Here is a 23,006-nt window from a genome sequence, read left to right as displayed (position 1 = left end):
AATGAATCGCTGCGTATCTTCTCTCCTTTCCTTAATTAATAGTGTATTTTATTAAAATATATCAGAAAAATTTAAATTTATAAAGAATTCCGTCGAATAAAATGATAAAATGAATATGTATTCATTTTAGGGAGGGGAAATTATGAAAGAAAAGGTAGTTGTAATTACAGGCGGTTCAAGTGGAATGGGAAAAGGAATGGCAACTCGTTTTGCAAAAGAAGGAGCGCGAGTTGTAATTACAGGACGTACACTAGAAAAGTTAGAAGAGACAAAGAAAGAAATTGAGCAATTTGAAGGACAAGTATTACCTGTTCAAATGGATGTGCGTAATATTGAGGATATAAAAGGAATGATTGAAAAAATCGATAAAGAATTTGGGCGCATCGATGTACTTGTAAATAATGCAGCGGGAAATTTTCTTTGTCCTGCTGAAGATTTATCGCCAAATGGTTGGAATGCAGTTATTAGCATTGTGTTAAACGGGACATTTTATTGTAGTCAAGCTATCGGTAAATACTGGATTGAAAAAGGGATAAAAGGAACAATTATTAATATGGTTGCAACTTATGCATGGGATGCAGGTCCTGGTGTTATTCATTCTGCAGCAGCGAAAGCAGGTGTATTGGCAATGACGAGAACACTTGCTGTTGAGTGGGGACGTAAATATGGAATTCGTGTGAATGCAATTGCACCAGGGCCAATTGAACGTACAGGGGGAGCAGATAAGCTTTGGATATCTGAAGAAGCAGCGAAGCGAACATTACACAGTGTTCCACTTGGCAGGCTTGGTACACCAGAAGAAATTGCTGGTCTTGCTTTTTATTTATGCTCTGAAGAAGCAGCGTACATAAATGGAGCTTGCATCACAATGGATGGTGGTCAACATTTGCATCAATATCCGTTTTAAGTGAGGGGTTATTTGTGACAAATTTGTGACACGTAGAAAGAGGGCCTTTACAAGAAACATGTTTATAAGGTATATTTAAATTCTCTTTTTTCTTCATAGTAGAATTGCTAATTCCCCTTAGCATTTTACCCCTCTAATCCCTTCAGGAGAACTGAAGGGATTTTTTTTATTATTTTTTCTACATAACGTGTTATAATCTTTGAAAAGTAAAGGGGGGGGAGAACTATGATAGATGCATTAGATGTGATGAGTAATTTGGATAAAGTCCTTCCTTATTATCAAGCTATTTTTAGTGCAGATGAACATACTGTAATTGGATATGAAGTAGTAGGACGTATACAAACAGAAGAAGGGATTCACAGTCTTGCTTCATTTTTTCACGATGATTCGATTCCATATGAATTTCAACTTGAAGTAGATAATGTTATTTTAGGAAAAGCATTGGATCGTTACTTGGAAACAGATCAATCATTTTTATTATTTGTGCATCGTAATGCGCATATATTGATGAGTGATGAAAGTGAAAGTTTACTGCATTTATTATTAACGTATGAGAAGAAAGGATTACGTTTAAATCATATTATATTAGAAATAACAGAACACGATTTTAAAGAAGATATTGAACAGTTTAATCATTTACTTATGTATTACCGTACATATGATATTCAAGTTGCGATTAACAAAGTAGGAACAGGTACAAGTAATCTTGAAAGAATTAGTATGTTAACTCCTGATATTTTAAAAGTAGATTTAACAAATTTACGTCAAACGGCGTTGTTACAATCGTACCAGGATATTTTGTATTCATTATCACTCTTGGCGAGACGCATTGGAGCAACATTACTGTATGAAGATATTGATGCATTCTATCAGTTGCAATATGCATGGAAAAATGGCGGGAGATATTACCAAGGGAATTATTTGAAAGAATCTTTGCCTAATTTTATTGATAAAGACATTTTGAAAGAGCGCCTTGGCAATGAGTGTCACCAATTTATTCAGCGTGAAAAACGAAAATTACAGAAGGTTTATGAACTGACAGAAACGCTTCGAGAATACGTTGGAAATGTATTAGCGAAGCAGAGAAAAATAGAAGATTTTAATAAATGGCTAATGAATTTTAGTCAACAAGTGACACATTGTAGCTTTCGCATTTTTATTTGTAATGAAGATGGATTTCAAAAATCAGGAAATATTATGAAGAAAGACGGAGAATGGGTGTTAATGCCAGAATATTATATGAAAAATTGGAGCTGGCGTCCGTACTTTTTAGAAAACATTATGAAGCTGCGCTTTGAGCAAAAGGGGAGATTGTCTGATTTATACGGGGATCTTGAGACAGGTGAACTGGTTCGGACATTTTCGTTTCCTATTGATGATGAGCATTATTTGTTTATTGACTTATCTTATGAATTTTTATATGAAGAAGATGTTTTATTATAATGCACGAAATATTTCGTGCATTTTTTTGTTTGTTTTTATCATAAATTGGTAATAGTGACAACTATGATAAGAATGCTGTCTATCGTTGTAAACATTTTACGAACGAAAGCTACTCTTTCATTGCATAATCATTGCTACAATGAATAGTAGAAGGATAAGCTCTTTTTACAAGGAGGGTGCGAAAATGAGGAAATACGGGATTTGGATTGTGCTATTTCTATTCGTTGCATTTGTAATTGGACAAAGTGTGACAACGGTTCTTGGAAAAGAAGAAACAAAAATTGATCAAAATGAAATATTCGAAACGATTCAAAAGGGATATGAAGCGCAGTTTTCTATTCGTGATAAGCGGCTATCAATGGATAAAATGTATGACACATTATCTCCTTATTTCACGGATAACTTCCTTCAAGTTTTTACGGATGAAAATAATCAGGATGTGAAACGGAGTGCTCAATATTTATTCCCTACTAAAGAAGTACCATTTACTTTTTCATCAAAAACAAAAATTGTATACAATCAAGAGCACAATTTGTTATACGTGTATGAACGAAATATGAAAACGGATGAGTATCAAATTATTACACTGCAAAAAAATGGTGATAAATGGAAATTGGCAGGGTATCATGAAAATAAACAGCTATTATCTGAAATTAAAAAATACGAAAAGGAATAAAGGGAAACTTCCTGTTATTGAGGGGCCATCCAAAAATGACAGGAGTTTCATTTTATCCCGCTATTTGTGGGCAGTAATACTCCCACCTCAAAATTTAGCGGAAGCATTGTCCAGTTCCAGTGGCTAGAATGTTCGGTGGCTTCGCTTCTTCCTACGAGGTAAAAAACACCTCTGCGTCAGAAGCTCCATCCCCCTCACATTCTGGACGAGCCACTTCCACCTTTCTTAAGAAGTTAGGCGGGAGATAAACTGCTCGTAAAAGCCCGATTGGTGAGGGCTGATAATCAGTGGGGGATGAAGAAAACCCCCACTGATTAAAGTTTCACTTTATCGTCTCCATTTTGGTGTCCTTAAAGTATGGAAGAAAAAAATTTGCCATTTGTAGATCAAATAAAAAGTGACGTATATACTGTCACTTTTTTTATTGTTCTAATTCTAAAAGTTGTTGTAATTTTTCAATTTGAAATCCTGCTACAACTTCCCCGTCTACAACAACAGTAGGAGTAGAATAGGACTCATAATCATAGAGGAGACGATTGCGAGCAGCAGCATCTTTTTTGACATCATATTCTGTAAAAGTAATATGATGATGTTTTAAAAATTCTTTTATAATTTGACACGGTGGACAATCAGGTTGTGTGTATACATCTACTTTCTTCATGTAAATCCTCCTTTTAACTTCTTCTCATTATATTCTCGCATGTAAAAAACTGCAATAAAGTCAAATTTTCATTCATACAGATGTTTTTTCTATGAAAGGCTATGCACAATCTTCCTTTAGATTCTCAAAACTTTGATGTCAAGTATTTTCTATTAAATATGGGAGAAAAGTGATAGAAGTGTGTATTTCGGCTTTTTGTATGTTTTTTCGACAAATTTTAGTTGAGTTTCTTGCGCATAACCATTATCCTAGGGTGTGGGACATTTTTTCAGTTATGACGGATAGAATGAGTATTGCTGCAAAACCTATTCGTAGGAAGATTAGAGAAAGGGGAGATTTTATGTCTCTACTCCAAGGAATTTTAACTCGTCTTGTTAGTCTAAAAGAACAAGCTGAAAGCGGCGAAGTAGCACAACGCTATTTTGAAGTGAACGGTGAACGCAAATGTAGCGTAAAATATTTTGATAAAAGCGATATGTACGAGCTAGAAGTGTATCAACAAGGAGAAAAACCACAAGTATATCAATTCGATAATATTGATATGGTTGCAATCGAAATTTACGACATTCTTTCTTGATACATAAAAAGAAGGTGCCTCAGAATGAAGGCACCTTCTTTTTTTATTCCGCTATTCGAGGGCAGTAAGATCCACACCTCAAGATTCAGAGAAAAGCGTTGTCCAGTTCCAGTGGCTAGAATGTTCGGTGGATTCGCTTCTTCCTACGAGGTAAAAAACACACCTCTACGTCAGAAGCTCCATCCCCCTCACATTCTGGGCGAGCCACTTCCGTTTTTCTAAAGAAGATAGGCGGGAGATGAAAAACCCCCACTGATGGAAGTTTCACTTTATATGCTGAATAATATTCCCTCTCTGGTCCTACACTGATAACACATTCTATAAAGTGAAACTTCCATCAAAAGGGTCATTCTTAAACGAACTGATGGGAAGCTTTTACTTTATTTTGAGGTAGGATTCTATTCGTCAGGGGGTGAGAAAAATGGAAAACATGCCTGTTGTTGTGTGTCCAAAGTGTCATAGACAATCAGAGATTACACATGTGTTAATAGCACAATCTAATCAAAATGTTATTTTCAAATGTCCATTCTGTACATATTTAATCCGGAATATTGAAACGAGCAAGGGGTAAGCAAGACATATTTTGTTACTCTGTCCCATACAATGAGAATGCGAAAGTCTGTCTACGAGAAGGGACGTGACTGTATGGGCAGAGAATATCAATTTTACAATTTATCAGAACGACACATGAGTTTTGAAGCTGTATTCTCAAGAATTTGTCATTTTATTCAAAGTGCACCACGTAATATGTATCGATTGTCAATTGGAACAGATTCGCAAGTACATCAAAATAATACACGTTTTATTACAGCCATTCATTTGCATCGCGTTGGAAAAGGGGCATGGGGGTGTTTATACCACCAAACGATAAAGCGAAAGCCTCCGAGTTTACGAGAAAAAATTTATTTGGAAACACAATTTAGTCAAGAGATTGCTTGTTTATTTACACCTGATCGAATACAACAGCTGTGGGATATTCTTTATCCATACTGCGAAGAAGGTGCTGAATTTGTTATGGAGATTCATTTGGATATCGGAAAATATGGTTTAACGAGAGAGTTTATTGTAGATATGACAAATAAAATTACAGCAATGGGATTAACCCCTAAAATTAAACCGGATGCATATGCGGCGTTTAGTTATGCTAATCGGTACACGAAATAATTTTTGTACTGATTTTTCAATCTATTAAATAAAGGGAATATTTTATATAATAAATAATAAGGACGGTTGAATAAGGGGAGGAGAAAATGAGTAGAGAAATTGATTTAACGAAAGAGGAACAAAACTTATTGTTAGATGTGTTGTTTCAGCAAAATTATGCGAGTGAAATACTTTCTGTTGAACTTTCTGATATCGAAAACGGGCAAAAGAAAACAGATATAGCTCATTATAAACAAGTTACAAGCCTATTTGCTCGTCTGAAAAATGAAGGATATTAAGGCTGCCAGAATGGTGGTCTTTTCTTTTGTTTCTATGGTAAAATGAACTGTGATTATTTATTTTATATAAGAAAATAAGGACAAATAATAATATGTAAACGTTGTCATAAACTAAAAATAGAATTGAAAAAGTAGAGCATTACTTGAACGAATTGTTTTTTTACGATTGGTTTACAATTGCTACTTGTTAGAATGAGTTAAAGTGGGGGATATGGATATGATTAGCATTCCGAAAGAAGAGTTTCAGCAAGTTTTTGTAAAAGATTTAATGATTTCATCGGAAAAAGTAGCACACGTTCAAATTGGAAATAGTTTGGAGCATGCTTTACTTGTTTTGGTGAAATCTGGTTATTCGGCAATTCCAGTATTAGACTCAATGTACAAATTACATGGATTAGTAAGTACCGCAATGATTTTGGACGGTATTTTAGGGCTAGAGCGTATTGAGTTTGAAAAATTAGAGGATATGAAAGTAGAAAGTGTAATGAAGGGTGATATCCCACGTCTGAAGTTACAGGATTCATTTTCAAAAGCACTAGAGGTGACGATTGATCATCCGTTTGTATGTGTTGAAAACGATGAAGGATATTTTGAAGGGATTTTGACACGTCGGGCAATTTTAAAATTACTAAATAAAACAGTAAGACGATTTAATCGATAATGTTGGAAAAGGCGACTTCAACTGAAAGAAGAAGTCGCTTTTATCGTTCAGTTGTAACGAAAGAAGGGGAAAACATTGCAAATTGATGATTTTCAGATGATGGTTATCTTAGCACAAGAGTTAAATATGCGAAAGGCTTCTGAGCGCTTATTTGTATCACAACCAGCGCTTAGTCAAAGGCTTCAATCGATGGAAAAACAATGGGGGATGAAGTTTTTTATTCGCTCTCAAAAAGGATTAACGATTACACCAGAAGGCGAGAAGGTGGCGAATTATGCTAAAGATATGTTGCAAAGAGAGGAAGCAATTAAGAGCGAATTAGCAACTTTTCAAACAGAGACATATGGTACTTTAAAGATTGCTGTTGCCTCTGTCATTGGACAATATTGGTTGCCGCCAGTTTTAAAAATGTTTGTACAAAAGTATCCATCTGTAAAGATTTCTCTCTTCACAGGCTGGAGCAGTGAAGTGCAAAATCATTTTTACGAAGGTGATGTTCATGTTGCAATTTTGCGGGGGACGCAAGAATATAAAGGGTATAAACAACAATTATTTGAAGATGAGCTGTATTTAGTTGATACGGAAATTAAGGATATTTCCATGTTAAAAGATACCAATAGACCGTTCATTCAATTTAAAAGTGACTCGACATATTATGGACAAATCCAAAATTGGTGGTATGGTTTATTTTCTAATCCCCCTAGACGTACGATTGTTGTCGATCAAATTGAAACGTGTAAGCAACTTGTTTTAAATGGTATTGGTTATGCACTTTTGCCCTCTACTGTTTTAAGGGAAGTAAGGGAAAAGACATATAAAACTCCAGTACAACTGACGAGAGAAACGTGGTTATTAACAAGTGAATCGGCTAGACAATTAAAACAAGTGCAGGCGTTTTTAGATGTTATTGAAGAAATTCAAGCAGGAAAATAAGATTATTTTCTTGCGAGGAGTCTTTTCGTTTGGTAGAGTAACAGTATAAATGGATTTAGGAGGCAACAAGCATGAAAATGATGGATGCAAACGAGATTATCTCGTTTATTCAAAAAAGTGAGAAGAAAACTCCTGTAAAGGTATACATAAAAGGGGATCTAAAAGAAATTACATTCCCAGAAACAGTACAAGCATTTGTAAATAAAAAATCAGGCGTATTATTTGGGGAATGGTCTGAAATTAAGACAATCCTTGAAGAAAATAAAAAACATGTTGTAGATTACGTTGTAGAAAATGATCGTCGTAACTCTGCAATTCCAATGCTTGACTTAAAAGGCATTAAAGCACGTATTGAACCAGGTGCAATTATTCGTGACCAAGTTGAAATCGGTGATAATGCAGTTATTATGATGAACGCAACAATTAACATTGGAGCTGTAATTGGTGAAGGTTCAATGATTGATATGAATGTAGTACTTGGTGGACGTGCAACAGTAGGTAAGAACTGTCACGTTGGAGCTGGAGCTGTACTTGCAGGCGTTATCGAGCCACCTTCTGCAAAACCAGTTATCGTTGAAGATGATGTTGTAATTGGTGCAAACGTAGTAGTACTAGAAGGTGTTACAGTAGGGAAAGGTGCAGTTGTTGCGGCGGGTGCAGTTGTAACAGAAGACGTACCACCGTATACAGTTGTTGCAGGAACACCAGCACGCGTTATTAAAGAAATTGACGAAAAAACAAAAGCAAAAACAGAAATTAAACAAGAGCTTCGTCAACTGAATCCGGAGCAATAAAAAAAGAAAGCGTAAGAGCTTGTAGGCTCTTACGCTTTTTATCAATGGTGGTGAAACGGTGATGATAAATAAATTTATTCAAATGCGCAGAGATTTACATCAAATTCCAGAGATTGGTTTTCAAGAATGGAAAACACAGCAATACATTTTAAATTATATAAGTACCCTTCCAAGTGAGTATATAGAAGTAAAGACTTGGAAAACAGGTGTCATTGTAAAAGTTCATGGCCGTAATCCGGAAAAAACAATTGGTTACCGCGCTGATATTGACGGGCTTCCAATTACGGAAGAGACAGGATATGAATTTGCCTCATTACATGAAGGGATGATGCATGCATGTGGGCATGATATGCATACAACAATTGGTCTTGGGTTATTAACAGCTTTTGTTACAGAGCGAATTGATGATGATCTCATTTTTATTTTTCAACCAGCTGAGGAAGGGCCGGGGGGGGCTCTTCCCCTATTACAAAGTGAAGAGTTACAAGCGTGGAAACCAGATATGATTTTTGGGCTCCATATCGCACCAGAATATCCTGTTGGATCAATTGCGACAAAAGAGGGGCTGCTTTTTGCTAATACCTCTGAGTTATACATTGATTTGAAAGGGAAGGGGGGACATGCAGCATATCCGCATACAGCAAATGATATGATTGTTGCCGCAAGCCATCTTGTCACACAGCTACAATCTGTTATTAGTCGCAATGTGAATCCGTTAGATAGTGCAGTTATTACAATCGGAAAAATTACTGGTGGAACAGTACAAAATATTATTGCGGAAAAGGCTCGTTTAGAAGGAACGATTCGTACATTATCTGTTGAATCTATGAAACGAGTGAAGGAACGCATTGAAGCAATTGTTACTGGCATCGAAACGTCTTTTGAGTGTACAGCACATATTGATTACGGAGCGATGTATCACCAAGTATATAACGATGAAATGTTAACAAAGGAATTTATGGGGTTTACGGACGAACATACAGATATGAATGTTATCACTTGCACAGAAGCAATGACAGGCGAGGATTTTGGATTTATGCTGCGTGAGATTCCAGGTTTTATGTTTTGGCTCGGTGTCGAATCTGAATATGGTCTACATCATGCGAAATTACAGCCGGATGAATCAGCAATTGAAAAAGCGATTCTATTTTTAACAACATACGTAAAATGGAAAGGGAACAGAGCATAATGCTTGTTCCTTTTTTGTATAAGAAAATTTGTATAGTCTATATATATTAATTTTTCGACATCCTTGTCTAGCTCGGCTTCCCTAAACAGTCGGCTCCGCGTTTCTTTATGATCCAGCTCCAGCGGCTAGAAAAGTCGGTGGCTTCGCGTCTTCCACTGAGGCAAAAGGCGCCTCTATGTCAGAAGCCCCAGCCCCCTCTTGTTCTGAGCGAGCCGCTTCCGCTTTTCTTTATAAGTTGCTGCTATGCCGAATACAACATGATCGCTACCTGCTTCCTTCTTTTGTTTTAAACCTTGCATGTGGCAGAAAAGGGCCCTGACTGCTTCTATGCATGGCCAGATGCTCTCGACCGCCTAAAAAGAAAGAGGGTTTTTATGTCGTTTTTTAACTTGTATATATAGTGCGTTTTTTTTGTAATTCTAGCACAATGCTTTATAATAGTAGATGGGAGAAAGAGTTGATAGTTAGTTGTTTTATAATAATTATTAAATGATATTGACTAAAAACTATTTTTTCCTATATAATACAATATATGACTAAAAATTAACGGAGGTTGGTACATATGGCAGAACGTATGGTAGCAAAACAAGCTCCACGCTTTGAGATGGATGCTGTTATGCCAAACAAAGAATTCGGTAAAGTAAGCCTTGAAGAAGTTATGAAACAAGACAAATGGACAGTGCTTTTCTTCTATCCAATGGATTTCACTTTCGTATGTCCAACAGAAATTATCGCACTTTCTGATCGTTATGATGAGTTCGAAGATTTAGATGCAGAAGTAATTGGTGTATCAACTGACACAATCCATACTCATTTAGCATGGATTAACACTGACCGTACGAAAAACGGTTTAGGTGAGTTGAAATATCCATTAGCTGCTGATACAAATCATGTAGTATCTCGTGAATATGGCGTATTACTTGAAGAAGAAGGGATTGCACTTCGTGGTCTATTCATTATTAGCCCGGAAGGTGAATTAATGTATCAAGTTGTACATCATAATAATATTGGACGTGAAGTTGACGAAGTAATCCGTGTTCTTCAAGCGCTTCAAACTGGCGGACTTTGCCCAGCAAACTGGAAACCAGGTCAAGCAACTTTAAACGTTTAATTTTTGAATGAGTGAAGAAGGTCTAGCAAATTGTTGTTAGACCTTTCTCTACATATATAAGGAGGAAATGTTATGAAATTACGTGAACCAATGCCTTCCTTAGAAGGAGCAACGACTGTACTAAATGGAGAAGTAGTCAGGGGAGCGTTAATTGGCGATAAACCAACATTGATTCATTTTTGGTCTGTTAGCTGTCATTTATGTAAAGAAGCAATGCCGAGTATTAATGAATTCCGTGATAACTATAAAGATAAATTAAATGTAATTGCTGTGCATATGCCGCGTTCAGAAGAAGATTTAGATCTTGAAAAAGTGAAAGCGGTGGCGGAGGAGCACGGTATTGTACAGCCTATTTTGGTAGACAATAAGCATGTGATTACAGACTCTTTTGAAAACCAATATGTACCAGCATACTACGTGTTTGATAAAAACGGTGTATTGCGCCATTTTCAAGCGGGCGGTAGTGGTATGCAAATGTTGACAAAACGAGTAAATCGCGTTCTTGATGAAGCTGAAAAAACAGCTGAATAAAGGAAAACCTCCCATGTAGCAGGGAGGTTTTTATTTACATTTTATATGAAATTTGTGTAAAATCAATATGGTACATAGAGAAAAAGGTAGGGGATAGTGTGCAAATCGGAAGTACTATACTATGTTTCTTTTTATATACATATGTAATTGTAGCAGCAATTTATTTTGGTGTTAGTTTTTATACATATTGTTTAGCAAAAAAAGAAAATTATACGAACACATATGAGTGGATGAGAGGGTATTTATCACCTGTTGCAGAAATTATGAATGCATTTGCTCTATTCTTATTTGTTGGATTAATCGCTTTTTCAACGAGTTTAGTTGGAAATAAAATGACCTTATTTATCCTTGGGGCCATTATTTTTATGTTATTAGGAATTCGAATTGGTAATATGGTGTTTTGGAATAAGGCATTGGTGGAGGGATATACTGGCATATGTATTCCAGGGTTGTTAGCAGCAATTGTTACGAATATAGAGCATGAGTATTATCAGCTTCATTTTTGGTTAATTATTATTCTAACGATTGTATCGGTCTTATATATAAGCGCGACTTTTTTAACGTATTGCGCACATAAACGAGAAGACAGGAATGCGGTATTACTCTTTCGAAAGTGGGCTTTATTTTGGAGCGTTCCAACTATGATTGTTATAGGAACAATTGCTATTGTTGTGAACGGGTATGAGATAGTAGGGTGGCAAAAGATGATTGAAATGTGGTGGGTGTTTATTGTTTCTTTTGTTGGTTTTTTAGGAGCGACGCATTATTTATTTCATCAGCACCACTATCAATTTGCGATATTATTTGCTTTTATAAATTTATTATTTGCTTTTTTTGGACAAGAAACTTTAATGTTTGTATTTCAAACGTTCAGTTCGTTTGGAAATATATTTATCTTTGGTATGTTAGTATGTATGCTTGCTTTTTATTTACAGCAATTTTTTTATATTCAAAAGCAGAAATAAGAATGGAGAGGCGCTTTTTGCCTCGTCCGAGGGGGCGAAACGACCGGAGATTCTAGCCGCTAAAGCTGGACAACAAAGAAATGTGGAAGTGGCTCGCCCAGAATGTGAGGGGGATGGAGCTTCTGACGTAGAGGTGTTTTTTACCTCGTAGGAAGAAGCGAAGCCACCGAACATTCTAGCCACTGGAACTGGACAATGCTTTTGCTGAATTTTGAGGCGGGAGTATTACTGCCCACGAATAGCGGGATAAAATATGCTACAATGATAGTTGGTTATGATTAAAGGGAGCAAAGCCTTCACATCACGTTTTTGAAGAGTTAAAGAAGGTAGGTGGGAGATAAAGAAATTCCACCGATAAAAGTTTCGTTTGATACGATTTGATATTACTGGAGGAATTTGTGTGGGTACGAAAGAAAAAGAATTTGCTGTTATTGGTCTTGGACGATTTGGTGGTAGTATTTGCCGGGAATTAGCGCAATTAGGAATGGAAGTTATGGCGATTGATATGGATGAAGATCGTGTAAATGAATTTGTAAATATTGCATCTCATGCTGTAATTGCGGATTCTACAGATGAGATGGTATTAAAAAGTCTTGGTATTCGAAACTTTGAGCATGTAGTTATTGCAATTGGAGATAATATTCAATCAAGTATTTTAACAACGCTTATTTTGAAAGAGCTAGGTGTAAAAAATATTACTGTAAAAGCACAAAATGATTATCATGAAAAAGTTCTTCGGAAAATTGGAGCAGATCAAATTGTTCATCCTGAGCGCGATATGGGAAAAAGAATCGCCAATAATATTGCTTCAAGTAGCGTTTTGGATTATTTAGAGCTTTCAGATGAACATAGTATTGTTGAGATTATTGCGAACGAAAAGATTGATGGTCATTCATTAATCGAATTAGATATTCGTGCGAAATTTGGATTGAACATTGTAGCAATTAAGCGTGGGAAGGAAGTTCTTATTTCACCGCGTGCGACAGAAAATATTCAAATGGGAGATATTTTAATTGTTATTGGTCACGATAATGATGTAGATCGCTTCGAAATGTTTTTAGCGAAATGACAAAAAGGACAATGCCGACATAGCGGCATTGTCCTTTTTATTTAAATTTCCATAATGATTGGTAAAATCATTGGTCGACGTTTCGTTTTTTCGTATAAGAACGGAGCCAATGTATCTGTAATTTCATTTTTGATCTCAGACCACTGTGTTGTTTTGCGCTCCATTACTTTTTCTAAATGATTTGTAATTAATGTCTGTGCATCGTTAATTAAATCGCTACTTTCGCGCATATAAACGAATCCACGAGAAATGATATCTGGTCCAGCCGCTACTTGGAAACCTTTCATATCGATGCTAACAACAACGATAACAAGTCCCTCTTCCGAAAGAATGCGACGATCGCGAAGTACGATGTTACCGATATCACCAATACCATTTCCGTCGATATAGACAGAACCAGACGGGATTTTCCCTGCAATTGTTGCTTCATCTTCACGAAGTGCAAGTACATCTCCGTTATCAATTATGAAGCAATTTTCTTCTGGGATGCCACAATCATTTGCTAATTTTGCATGCATACGTTGCATACGATATTCACCGTGAATTGGCATAAAATATTTTGGTTTAATGAGACGTAACATTAGTTTCTGTTCTTCTTGTCCACCGTGTCCACTTGTATGAATGTCAGTCAATGGTCCGTGAATGACTTCGGCACCTGCACGATATAGCATGTTAATTGTACGGCTTACACTTACTGTGTTTCCAGGGATTGGAGAAGAAGAGAATACAACAGTATCACCAGGAATAATTTGAATTTGACGGTGTGTACCGTTAGCGATGCGAGATAATGCAGCCATTGGTTCACCTTGACTTCCTGTACATAAAATCACAACTTGATTTGCTGGTATGCGATTTAGTTGTGATGGTTCAATAATTGTATCTTTCGGACAGCGAATATAGCCAAGATTTTGTCCGATTTCCATTGCTGCTTCCATGCTTCGACCAAAAACAGCGATCTTTCGATTATTTGCTACTGCTGCTTCTACAACTTGTTGTAGTCGATGAATATTAGAAGCAAATGTTGCGAATATAATGCGACCTTCTACTTTACGGAAAATATCCTGGATGCTGTCACCTACACGGCGCTCAGACATCGTAAAGTGAGGGACTTCGCTATTCGTGCTATCAGATAGCAAGCAAAGGACACCTTCTTTTCCGATTTCAGCCATCTTTGTTAAATTTGCTGGCTCACCAACTGGTGTGAAATCAAATTTGAAATCTCCTGTATGCACAACCTGTCCTTGTGGTGTCTTCACAACGATACCGTATGAATCAGGAATGCTATGTGTTGTACGGAAGAAGGAAACGGATGTTTTTTTGAATTTAATCACATCGTCTTCTTTAATTTCATACAATTGTGCTTTTCGCAGTAATCCGTGCTCTTCTAACTTATTTTTAATTAGTCCGAGCGCTAGTTTCCCACCGTAAATTGGAATATTTACTTGGCGCAATAAATAAGGAATCCCACCGATATGATCTTCATGACCGTGTGTAATAAAGAGCCCTTTAATTTTTTCCTCATTACGTACGAGATACGTGTAGTCAGGGATGACATAATCAATCCCAAGAAGTTCGTCTTCTGGAAATTTGATTCCAGCATCAATGATAATAATTTCATCTTGAAATTGAACAGCATATGTATTTTTGCCGATTTCACCGAGTCCGCCAAGTGCGAAAATAGCAGTTTGGTCATTTTTTAAGAACTTCATAAATTAAACGTTCTCCGCTAATTTGAAATCTGCATATTGCTTTTCGTATTCAAGATGAGCACCAGTAACAGGCTGGATAAACTCAATGTTATATGCGAACTTGTGTAATTTTGTGCGAACTTCTCTTTCAGACTCAGCTTCTAGATAGAGCACCTTAGTATTTTCACGTACAGGTACTTCTAGCATTTTTTCTTGATAAAATACTTTAAAAATCATTAAAACAATCTCTCCTTGTCTATGTTTTAGGCTATCTTTTACCTATTATAAAGCAAACGGTTATGATTTTCATGTTTTTTCGAATAAGAGTGAAGAAAAAAGCCCGAAATGGGCATGATTTAAGCAATTGTTTTTTTACGAAGCAAATCGTTCCAATATACTTTTAATTTTTTCTTCAGTTTCTTTAACACAGTTGTCCCTTCCTTTCTTCGCTCAAAACATGCATATAATCTTATTAGAATGTGCAAGAAGAATTAAGTTTCAAAAAATGAACTACTTGCAAGAAAATATTTCGTTCAACTTATAGTATGAGATAGAATAGAAAAGAAAATGCATATGTTGAACCGTAGTACCGTTTTTATTTCAGTATATGCATAGTTAGGCAGGAAGGTTAGATAAGAAGCACTTTATTCATCAATATGTTATACTTTTTTAGTATTTGAAAAAATATTTACAGTATAAAGTGATACGTTTGAATTGATGAAGTAGAAAGGGTTATGTAAATGAATGATAAAATTGTCTTTTTTGACATTGACGGAACATTGCTAGATCATAACAAAGAAATACCAAAATCCACAAAAGAAGCTGTACGTCGTTTGCAAGAAAAGGGTATACATGTGGCAATTGCAACAGGACGAGCGCCATTTATGTTTGAAGATATTCGTAAAGAGCTAAATATTCATAACTATATAAGTTTCAATGGACAGTATGTGGTGTTTGAAGATGAGGTTATATATAAAAATCCTCTACACCCTGATGCATTACATGCTTTCACGAAATTTTCAGAGCAAGAAGGCTATCCGCTTGTGTACTTAGATCATAAAGAAATGAAAGCAACAGTGCCATCGCATCATTATGTAACAGAAAGCTTTGCTAGCCTTCACATGGATCATCCTGCGTTTGAACCTAGCTTTTATGAAGAACGTGACGTTTATCAAACACTTTTATTTTGCAGGGCAGGAGAAGAAGAAAAGTTTATTAACGACTATTCAAAGTTTCATTTTATTCGCTGGCACGCTTACTCTATGGATATTATTCCGATGGGAGGGTCGAAAGCGAAAGGAATTGAAAAGTTTATTGAAAAGCTTGGATTCACAGGGGAACAAGTATATGCATTTGGAGACGGGTTAAATGATTTAGAAATGATTGAAACCGTAGGTACAGGAATTGCTATGGGAAATGGACATGAAGATTTGAAAAAGCTTGCGAATTATGTAACAAAAGATGTTGCAGAAGATGGTATTCTTCATGGATTGCAGTGGGCAGGGCTATTATAAAGTATAAATATGAGAACCATTTCAATAAAAAGAGTCAGTTTTCACCAACTTCAGTGAAAACTGACTCTTTTTATTTTGTTATTCGCAAGTAGTGAAAAATTCCTGATGATGGAAAGTTCGTTCTATCTTTCTAAAGGTGCTGCATTTTCTGGAATCATAAATGGATTATCTTTATTAATATGATCATAAAACATAACGCCATTTAAGTGATCAATTTCATGCTGGAATACAATTGCCGGTAACCCTTTTAAACGTAGTTTGACTTCTTCACCATCCACTGTGGTTCCTTTTATGGTAATGCGAGTGTAACGTGGTACATAGCCAGGAACTTCGCGGTCCACTGATAGGCATCCTTCGCCCCCTGGTAAGTATGTACGCTCTACAGAGTGACTAATAATTTTTGGATTAAATAAAGCGTAGCTATATAATGTACCATCTCGATCTGTGACATGGACAGCAATCATTCTTTTCGAAACACCGATTTGCGGCGCGGCTAAACCAATTCCGGGGCGTAAATTATATTTTTCAGCCATTTCGGGTTTTTGACTGTTAATCACAAATTCAATCATCTTTCGTAATATATGAACATCTTCTTCGCTTGCTGGTAGAGCTATTTCTTCAGCTACTGCTCGTAAAATGCGATTTCCTTCACGAATCACATCGTCCATTGTAAGCATATACAATCTCTCCTTTCATCTTTAGTCTACCAAAGGTTATGAAAAAAGTCATGACAAAGAACAAGGCGAAAAAATGCCTTGTTCTTTTATGATTGTTTCGTTTTACATTAACAGATGCAAGCAGCACCGACGATAATTAAAAGAATAAACAATACAACGATTAAAGCAAAGCCGTGTCCAAAGCCACCGCCGCCGCCGCAACCACCATATCCATACGAAGGATATGCGCAAGTTGAGGGGTAACAAAAAGTGTATCCGTACATGGTGTGACCTCCTTTACCATTTCCGCGAATGCTGCGGTTAATATAATGTATGGAGGAAAGGAGAGAAATGTATAGTTATTTGCCTAAAAAGAAGGCAGATGTTGTATATTTTTATTAGGATGGGACAAAAGATAAGAGTGAAGTGAAACGTTTACATATTATTCTATGAGCAAAATATCTAGGAAAAGGAAATAATATAACAGGAGGTTTTTGTTCACTAATACAGATAGTATTTTGAAAACTTGTATTTGTTAAGAAAATCTCTTTAACCTTTGAAAAAAATCGAAATCAAAGTGATTGACATGACGATTAGAATAGTTGTAAACTTAAAAACGTGATCAATATTGTATTAATTGGTTTAAATGAAAACATTAGTACAGATTGTTAGGTATACAAATTATTCAATAACTGACGAATGATGCGTCAGTTTTCAAACTTATGCTTTCATTTTAGTGAGGTGCTAGTGAAAGCGTTTAAGAATATGGTTCAAGAGAGGAAGAGGTGAACGGAATGGGTACTAAAACAAAAAAGGCCCTATTTAATGTTGATGAGCAAATGAAAGCTATCGCAGCTCAATTTGAAACATTACAAATTTTAAATGAAAAAGGCGAAGTTGTGAATAAAGCAGCTATGCCAGAATTAACTGATGAGCAATTAAAAGAATTAATGCGTCGTATGGTGTATACTCGCGTATTAGACCAACGTTCTATTTCATTAAACCGTCAAGGTCGCTTAGGTTTCTATGCGCCGACAGCTGGACAAGAAGCTTCTCAATTAGCAAGTCATTTTGCTCTTGAAAAAGAAGACTTCATCTTACCAGGATATCGTGATGTTCCACAATTAGTATGGCACGGTTTACCATTATATCAAGCATTCTTATTCTCTCGTGGACATTTCATGGGTAACCAAATGCCTGCAGATGTAAATGCACTTTCTCCACAAATTATTATCGGTGCACAAATCATCCAAACGGCTGGTGTTGCATTAGGTATGAAACTACGTGGTAAAAAATCTGTTGCAATTACTTACACTGGTGACGGCGGTGCGTCTCAAGGTGACTTCTACGAAGGTATGAACTTTGCAGGTGCATTTAAAGCTCCAGCAATCTTCGTTGTTCAAAACAACCGTTATGCAATTTCTACTCCAGTAGAAAAACAATCTGCAGCAAAAACTGTAGCACAAAAAGCAGTTGCAGCTGGTATTTACGGTATTCAAGTAGACGGTATGGATCCATTAGCTGTATATGCAGCAACTGCTTTTGCTCGTGAGCGCGCAGTAAACGGTGAAGGTCCTACTTTAATTGAAACTTTAACATTCCGTTACGGTCCACATACAATGGCTGGTGATGATCCAACTCGTTACCGTACAAAAGATATCGAAAATGAATGGGAACAAAAAGATCCAATCGTACGTTTCCGTGCATTCTTAGAAAACAAAGGCATTTGGTCTCAAGAAGAAGAAGAAAAAGTAATCGAACAAGCTAAAGAAGACATTAAAGAAGCGATTGCTAAAGCTGACCAAGCTCCAAAACAGAAAGTAACTGATTTAATGGAAATCATGTACGAAAAAATGCCTTTCAACTTAGCTGAACAATATGAAATTTATAAAGAAAAGGAGTCGAAGTAAGCCATGGCTCAAATGACAATGATTCAAGCAATCACTGATGCTTTACGCGTTGAAATGAAAAACGATCCTAACGTACTTGTGTTTGGTGAAGACGTTGGTGTAAACGGCGGTGTATTCCGTGCTACTGAAGGATTACAAGCTGAATTTGGTGAAGACCGTGTAATGGATACTCCACTTGCAGAGTCTGGTATCGGTGGACTTGCAATCGGTTTAGCATTAGAAGGCTTCCGTCCAGTTCCTGAAATCCAATTCTTCGGTTTCGTATACGAAGTAATTGATTCTATTTCTGGTCAATTGGCTCGTCTTCGTTACCGTTCTGGTGGACGTTGGACTGCTCCAGTTACAATTCGTTCTCCATTTGGCGGTGGTGTTCATACACCAGAATTACATGCTGACAGCTTAGAAGGATTAATGACACAACAACCAGGTTTAAAAGTTGTAATTCCATCTACTCCATATGATGCAAAAGGTCTTTTAATTTCTGCAATTCGTGACAACGATCCAGTTGTTTACTTAGAGCATATGAAATTATACCGTTCTTTCCGTCAAGAAGTACCAGAAGGCGAATACACAATTGAAATTGGTAAAGCTGATGTGAAACGTGAAGGTACAGATGTATCTGTTATCACATATGGTGCAATGGTGCATGCTGCATTAAAAGCTGCTGAGGAACTTGAAAAAGAAGGTATCTCTTTAGAGGTTGTGGACTTACGTACAGTTCAACCATTAGATATCGAAACAATTATCGCTTCTGTTGAAAAAACAGGCCGCGTTGTAGTAGTTCAAGAAGCTCAAAAACAAGCTGGTATTGCAGCTAACGTTGTAGCGGAAATCAATGACCGTGCAATCTTAAACTTAGAAGCTCCAGTTGTACGTGTTGCAGCTGCTGATACAATATTCCCATTCTCTCAAGCTGAGAGCGTATGGTTACCAAACCATAAAGATATTGTTGAAGCTGTTAACAAAGTAATGAACTTCTAATTTGAGTTTTATGTGCAAAAGAAGTCAGCACATGCTGATTTCTTTTGCAATTTCCAATAATAATGATAAGAATCAGGGGGCTGAATTCCGTGGCATTTGAATTTAAACTACCAGATATCGGTGAAGGTATCCACGAAGGCGAAATCGTAAAATGGTTTATTAAAGTAGGCGATGAAGTAAACGAAGACGATGTACTTCTTGAAGTACAAAATGATAAAGCAGTTGTAGAAATTCCTTCTCCAGTTAAAGGGAAAGTACTTGACATTCTTGTAGAAGAAGGTACAGTAGCAGTAGTAGGAGATACTTTAATTAAGTTCGACGCTCCTGGCTATGAAAACCTTAAGTTTAAAGGTGACGATCATGACGAAGCACCAAAAGCTGAAGAAGTAAAAGAAGAAGCTCCAGTAACAGCGGCTACTCCAGCAGCAACTGAAGAAGTAGCTAATGAGCGCGTAATTGCTATGCCATCTGTTCGTAAATATGCACGTGAAAAAGGCGTAGACATTCGTCTAGTAGCTGGTACTGGTAAAAACGGCCGTGTTGTAAAAGCTGACATCGACACATTTGCAAACGGTGGACAAGCAGCAGTAGCACAAACGGAAGCTCCAGTAGCGGCAGAAGCTCCAGCAGCGAAAGAAGAAGCTCCAAAAGCACAACCAATTCCAGCTGGTGAATACCCAGAAACTCGTGAGAAAATGAGCGGTATCCGTAAAGCGATTGCAAAAGCAATGGTTAACTCTAAACATACAGCTCCTCACGTAACATTAATGGACGAAGTAGATGTAACAGAACTTGTTGCTCACCGTAAGAAGTTCAAAGCTGTTGCAGCTGAAAAAGGTATTAAATTAACTTACCTTCCATACGTTGTAAAAGCGTTAACATCTGCATTACGTGAATTCCCAATGCTGAACACTTCTTTAGATGATGCAAATCAAGAGATCGTTCACAAACATTACTTCAACATTGGTATCGCAGCTGATACAGACAAAGGTCTATTAGTACCAGTTGTTAAAGATACAGATCGTAAATCTATCTTCACAATCTCTAACGAGATCAATGAACTTGCTGGTAAAGCACGTGAAGGTCGCTTAGCTCCAGCAGAGATGAAAGGTGCATCTTGCACAATTACAAACATTGGTTCTGCAGGCGGACAATGGTTCACTCCAGTTATTAACCACCCAGAAGTAGCAATCCTTGGTATCGGCCGTATTGCTGAGAAACCAGTTGTGAAAAACGGTGAAATCGTTGCAGCTCCAGTATTAGCATTATCTTTAAGCTTTGATCATCGCTTAATCGACGGTGCAACAGCTCAGAAAGCATTAAACCAAATTAAACGTCTATTAAACGACCCACAATTATTAGTAATGGAGGCGTAATAAACAATGGTAGTAGGAGATTTCCCAATTGAATTAGATACAGTCGTTGTTGGTGCAGGTCCTGGTGGATATGTTGCAGCAATTCGTGCAGCACAATTAGGACAAAAAGTAGCTATTATTGAAAAAGCTAACCTTGGTGGTGTTTGCTTAAACGTTGGATGTATTCCTTCTAAAGCATTAATTAATGCAGGTCATCGTTATGAGAATGCAAAACATTCTGATGACATGGGTATTACTGCAGAAAACGTAAAAGTTGACTTCACAAAAGTTCAAGAATGGAAAAACGGTGTAGTTAAGAAATTAACTGGCGGTGTAGAAGGTCTTTTAAAAGGTAATAAAGTTGAAATCATTCGCGGTGAAGCTTACTTCGTAGATGCAAACACATTACGCGTAATGACTGAGGAAGCAGCACAAACGTATACGTTTAAAAATGCTGTTCTTGCAACAGGTTCTACACCAATTGAAATTCCTGGATTCAAATACTCTAAACGCGTTCTTAACTCAACTGGTGCTTTAAGCTTACCAGAAATTCCGAAAAAGCTTGTTGTAATCGGCGGCGGTTACATCGGTATGGAATTAGGTACTGCATATGCAAACTTCGGTACAGAAGTTACAGTATTAGAAGCTGGCGATGAAATTTTAGCTGGTTTCGAAAAAGCGATGAGCCAAGTTGTAAAACGTGCACTTCAGAAAAAAGGCAACGTAACAATCCATACAAAAGCTATGGCTAAAGGCGTTGAAGAAACTGAAAACGGCGTAAAAGTTAGCTTCGAAGTAAAAGGCGAAGTACAAACTGTTGATGCTGATTATGTATTAGTAACTGTAGGTCGTCGTCCAAATACGCAAGAAATCGGTCTTGAGCAAGTTGGAATTAAAATGACTGACCGTGGTGTAATCGAAATCGATGAGCAATGCCGTACAAATGTACCAAACATCTATGCAATTGGTGATATCGTTCCTGGACCACCATTAGCTCATAAAGCTTCTTACGAAGGTAAAGTAGCTGTTGAAGCAATTAGCGGTCATGCATCAGCAATCGATTACATCGGAATTCCAGCAGTATGCTTTACTGATCCAGAATTAGCATCTGTTGGTTATACGAAAAAACAAGCAGAAGAAGCTGGAATGACAGTAGCAGTTTCTAAATTCCCATTCGCTGCTAACGGACGTGCATTATCATTAAACAGCACAGACGGTTTCGTACAACTTGTAACTCGTAAAGAAGATGGTCTTATTGTAGGTGCACAAGTTGCAGGTGCAGGCGCTTCTGATATTATTTCTGAGCTTGGTTTAGCTATCGAAGCTGGAATGACAGCTGAAGATATCGCTCAAACAATCCATGCTCACCCAACATTAGGTGAAATCACAATGGAAGCAGCTGAAGTTGCTCTTGGAATGCCAATTCACATTGTAAAATAATATAAGATAAACAAAACAGCCGCCTCCTAGATATTAGGAGGCGGCTGTTTTGTTTATCCCGCTATTTGGGGGCAGTAATACTCCCACCTCAAAATTCAGCGGAAACATTGTCCAGTTCCAGTGGCTAGAATGTTCGGTGGCTTCGCTTCTTCCTGCGAGGTAAAAAACACCTCTACGTCAGAATCTCCATCCCCCTCACATTCTGGACGAGCCACTTCCACATTTCTTTGTTGTCCAGCTTTAGCGGCTAGAATCTCCGGTCGTTTTGCCCCCTCGGACGAGGCAAAAAGCGCCTCTCCGCCTTGTGCGTGGGCGTCCTGCGATTCTGAGCGAGCCGCTCCCGCTTTTCTTAAGAAGTTAGGCGGGAGATAAACTGCCCGTAAAAGCCCGATTGGTGAGGCTGATAATCAGTGGGGGATGAAGAAAACCCCCACTGATTAAAGTTTCACTTTATCTAAATCCATTTTGCTTGTTCTATCTATTTCCTCATATATATGTAATGA

Annotated in this window: 24 protein-coding genes and 1 pseudogene; 20 read left to right on the top strand and 5 right to left on the bottom strand. The window is 37.1% G+C overall.

The window, feature by feature from the left end:
• Positions 1-142: 142 nt before the first annotated feature.
• The 3 genes from fadH to MR076_RS15850 all read left to right on the top strand — a co-directional run bounded on the left by fadH (position 143) and on the right by MR076_RS15850 (position 3,026).
• Complete coding sequence (gene fadH, locus MR076_RS15860; RefSeq protein ID WP_242222177.1) at positions 143-907, top strand: 2,4-dienoyl-CoA reductase; 765 nt, start codon at positions 143-145, stop codon at positions 905-907.
• A 225-nt stretch (positions 908-1,132) separates the two neighbouring features.
• Positions 1,133-2,350, top strand: coding sequence for an EAL domain-containing protein (locus MR076_RS15855; RefSeq protein WP_242222176.1), 1,218 nt, complete (start codon positions 1,133-1,135; stop codon positions 2,348-2,350).
• Between the two features lie 184 nt (positions 2,351-2,534).
• Complete coding sequence (locus MR076_RS15850) at positions 2,535-3,026, top strand: DUF3993 domain-containing protein (protein ID WP_242222175.1); 492 nt, start codon at positions 2,535-2,537, stop codon at positions 3,024-3,026.
• 421 nt (positions 3,027-3,447) lie between these two features.
• On the opposite strand, the gene MR076_RS15845 is transcribed toward MR076_RS15850, so the two are convergent.
• The gene (locus tag MR076_RS15845) at positions 3,448-3,687 is read right to left on the bottom strand and encodes a glutaredoxin domain-containing protein (protein ID WP_242222174.1); all 240 of its coding nucleotides are present in this window, start codon (positions 3,685-3,687) and stop codon (positions 3,448-3,450) included.
• A gap of 340 nt (positions 3,688-4,027) precedes the next feature.
• Here MR076_RS15845 and MR076_RS15840 point away from each other — a divergent pair, with 340 nt between their 5' ends.
• From MR076_RS15840 to MR076_RS15785, 12 genes are all read left to right on the top strand, one after another.
• A complete protein-coding gene (locus MR076_RS15840) occupies positions 4,028-4,264 on the top strand; it encodes a YkuJ family protein (RefSeq protein WP_020059327.1) in 237 nt (78 codons plus the stop codon).
• A gap of 421 nt (positions 4,265-4,685) precedes the next feature.
• A complete protein-coding gene (locus MR076_RS15835) occupies positions 4,686-4,835 on the top strand; it encodes a hypothetical protein (RefSeq protein ID WP_242222173.1) in 150 nt (49 codons plus the stop codon).
• A 74-nt stretch (positions 4,836-4,909) separates the two neighbouring features.
• Positions 4,910-5,428 carry a ribonuclease H-like YkuK family protein gene (locus MR076_RS15830; protein ID WP_242222172.1) on the top strand — a complete coding sequence of 173 codons (519 nt, stop codon included), beginning with the start codon at positions 4,910-4,912 and terminating at the stop codon, positions 5,426-5,428.
• Between the two features lie 86 nt (positions 5,429-5,514).
• A complete protein-coding gene (gene abbA / locus MR076_RS15825; protein WP_242222171.1) occupies positions 5,515-5,706 on the top strand; it encodes an antirepressor AbbA in 192 nt (63 codons plus the stop codon).
• A 217-nt stretch (positions 5,707-5,923) separates the two neighbouring features.
• Positions 5,924-6,367: a cyclic-di-AMP-binding protein CbpB gene (gene cbpB, locus MR076_RS15820; RefSeq protein ID WP_242222170.1), complete on the top strand. Its 444-nt coding sequence runs from the start codon at positions 5,924-5,926 to the stop codon at positions 6,365-6,367.
• 96 nt (positions 6,368-6,463) lie between these two features.
• Complete coding sequence (locus tag MR076_RS15815) at positions 6,464-7,300, top strand: LysR family transcriptional regulator (protein ID WP_277928505.1); 837 nt, start codon at positions 6,464-6,466, stop codon at positions 7,298-7,300.
• Positions 7,301-7,371: 71 nt separating this feature from the next.
• On the top strand, positions 7,372-8,094 hold the full coding sequence (gene dapD / locus MR076_RS15810) for a 2,3,4,5-tetrahydropyridine-2,6-dicarboxylate N-acetyltransferase (protein ID WP_242222168.1): 723 nt from the start codon (positions 7,372-7,374) through the stop codon (positions 8,092-8,094).
• Between the two features lie 61 nt (positions 8,095-8,155).
• On the top strand, positions 8,156-9,283 hold the full coding sequence (locus MR076_RS15805; protein WP_277928504.1) for an N-acetyldiaminopimelate deacetylase: 1,128 nt from the start codon (positions 8,156-8,158) through the stop codon (positions 9,281-9,283).
• A 562-nt stretch (positions 9,284-9,845) separates the two neighbouring features.
• A complete protein-coding gene (locus tag MR076_RS15800) occupies positions 9,846-10,394 on the top strand; it encodes a peroxiredoxin (RefSeq protein WP_090914271.1) in 549 nt (182 codons plus the stop codon).
• A 72-nt stretch (positions 10,395-10,466) separates the two neighbouring features.
• Entirely contained in the window at positions 10,467-10,925 is a 459-nt protein-coding gene (locus MR076_RS15795) for a TlpA disulfide reductase family protein (RefSeq protein ID WP_242222165.1), read from the top strand.
• A 98-nt stretch (positions 10,926-11,023) separates the two neighbouring features.
• The gene (locus MR076_RS15790; protein ID WP_242222163.1) at positions 11,024-11,890 is read left to right on the top strand and encodes a cytochrome C oxidase assembly protein; all 867 of its coding nucleotides are present in this window, start codon (positions 11,024-11,026) and stop codon (positions 11,888-11,890) included.
• Between the two features lie 400 nt (positions 11,891-12,290).
• Positions 12,291-12,959 carry a potassium channel family protein gene (locus tag MR076_RS15785; protein WP_242222160.1) on the top strand — a complete coding sequence of 223 codons (669 nt, stop codon included), beginning with the start codon at positions 12,291-12,293 and terminating at the stop codon, positions 12,957-12,959.
• 41 nt (positions 12,960-13,000) lie between these two features.
• Here the strand turns inward: MR076_RS15785 and rnjA are convergent, their stop codons facing one another.
• Positions 13,001-14,668 carry a ribonuclease J1 gene (gene rnjA, locus MR076_RS15780; protein ID WP_242222159.1) on the bottom strand — a complete coding sequence of 556 codons (1,668 nt, stop codon included), beginning with the start codon at positions 14,666-14,668 and terminating at the stop codon, positions 13,001-13,003.
• Positions 14,669-14,671: 3 nt separating this feature from the next.
• Positions 14,672-14,884 carry a DNA-dependent RNA polymerase subunit epsilon gene (locus MR076_RS15775; RefSeq protein WP_242222156.1) on the bottom strand — a complete coding sequence of 71 codons (213 nt, stop codon included), beginning with the start codon at positions 14,882-14,884 and terminating at the stop codon, positions 14,672-14,674.
• 503 nt (positions 14,885-15,387) lie between these two features.
• Here MR076_RS15775 and MR076_RS15770 point away from each other — a divergent pair.
• Positions 15,388-16,161: a Cof-type HAD-IIB family hydrolase gene (locus MR076_RS15770; protein WP_242222155.1), complete on the top strand. Its 774-nt coding sequence runs from the start codon at positions 15,388-15,390 to the stop codon at positions 16,159-16,161.
• Between the two features lie 122 nt (positions 16,162-16,283).
• Here the strand turns inward: MR076_RS15770 and def are convergent, their stop codons facing one another.
• Together def and MR076_RS26815 are read right to left on the bottom strand one after the other, a co-directional pair.
• The gene (gene def, locus MR076_RS15765; protein ID WP_242222154.1) at positions 16,284-16,838 is read right to left on the bottom strand and encodes a peptide deformylase; all 555 of its coding nucleotides are present in this window, start codon (positions 16,836-16,838) and stop codon (positions 16,284-16,286) included.
• A gap of 107 nt (positions 16,839-16,945) precedes the next feature.
• Positions 16,946-17,026: pseudogene (locus MR076_RS26815) on the bottom strand (YjcZ family sporulation protein); the annotation flags it as partial.
• Positions 17,027-17,611: 585 nt separating this feature from the next.
• On the opposite strand from MR076_RS26815, the gene pdhA reads away from it, so the two are divergent.
• From pdhA to lpdA, 4 genes are all read left to right on the top strand, one after another.
• Complete coding sequence (gene pdhA, locus MR076_RS15755) at positions 17,612-18,727, top strand: pyruvate dehydrogenase E1 component subunit alpha (protein ID WP_090914289.1); 1,116 nt, start codon at positions 17,612-17,614, stop codon at positions 18,725-18,727.
• A 3-nt stretch (positions 18,728-18,730) separates the two neighbouring features.
• On the top strand, positions 18,731-19,708 hold the full coding sequence (gene pdhB, locus MR076_RS15750; protein ID WP_242222151.1) for an alpha-ketoacid dehydrogenase subunit beta: 978 nt from the start codon (positions 18,731-18,733) through the stop codon (positions 19,706-19,708).
• 89 nt (positions 19,709-19,797) lie between these two features.
• Positions 19,798-21,084 (top strand): dihydrolipoamide acetyltransferase family protein, encoded by a 1,287-nt coding sequence (locus tag MR076_RS15745; protein WP_242222150.1) that lies wholly within the window; start codon positions 19,798-19,800, stop codon positions 21,082-21,084.
• Positions 21,085-21,090: 6 nt separating this feature from the next.
• Positions 21,091-22,503, top strand: coding sequence for a dihydrolipoyl dehydrogenase (gene lpdA / locus MR076_RS15740; protein ID WP_035429216.1), 1,413 nt, complete (start codon positions 21,091-21,093; stop codon positions 22,501-22,503).
• Positions 22,504-23,006 lie beyond the last annotated feature (503 nt).

Origin of the sequence: Bacillus cereus group sp. BfR-BA-01380 (assembly GCF_022663535.1) — a bacterium.
GTDB classification, from domain to species: domain Bacteria; phylum Bacillota; class Bacilli; order Bacillales; family Bacillaceae_G; genus Bacillus_A; species Bacillus_A cereus_BB.
The sequence above is the reverse complement of the archived record's forward strand: the minus strand, read 5'-3'. Positions and strand labels throughout refer to the sequence as shown.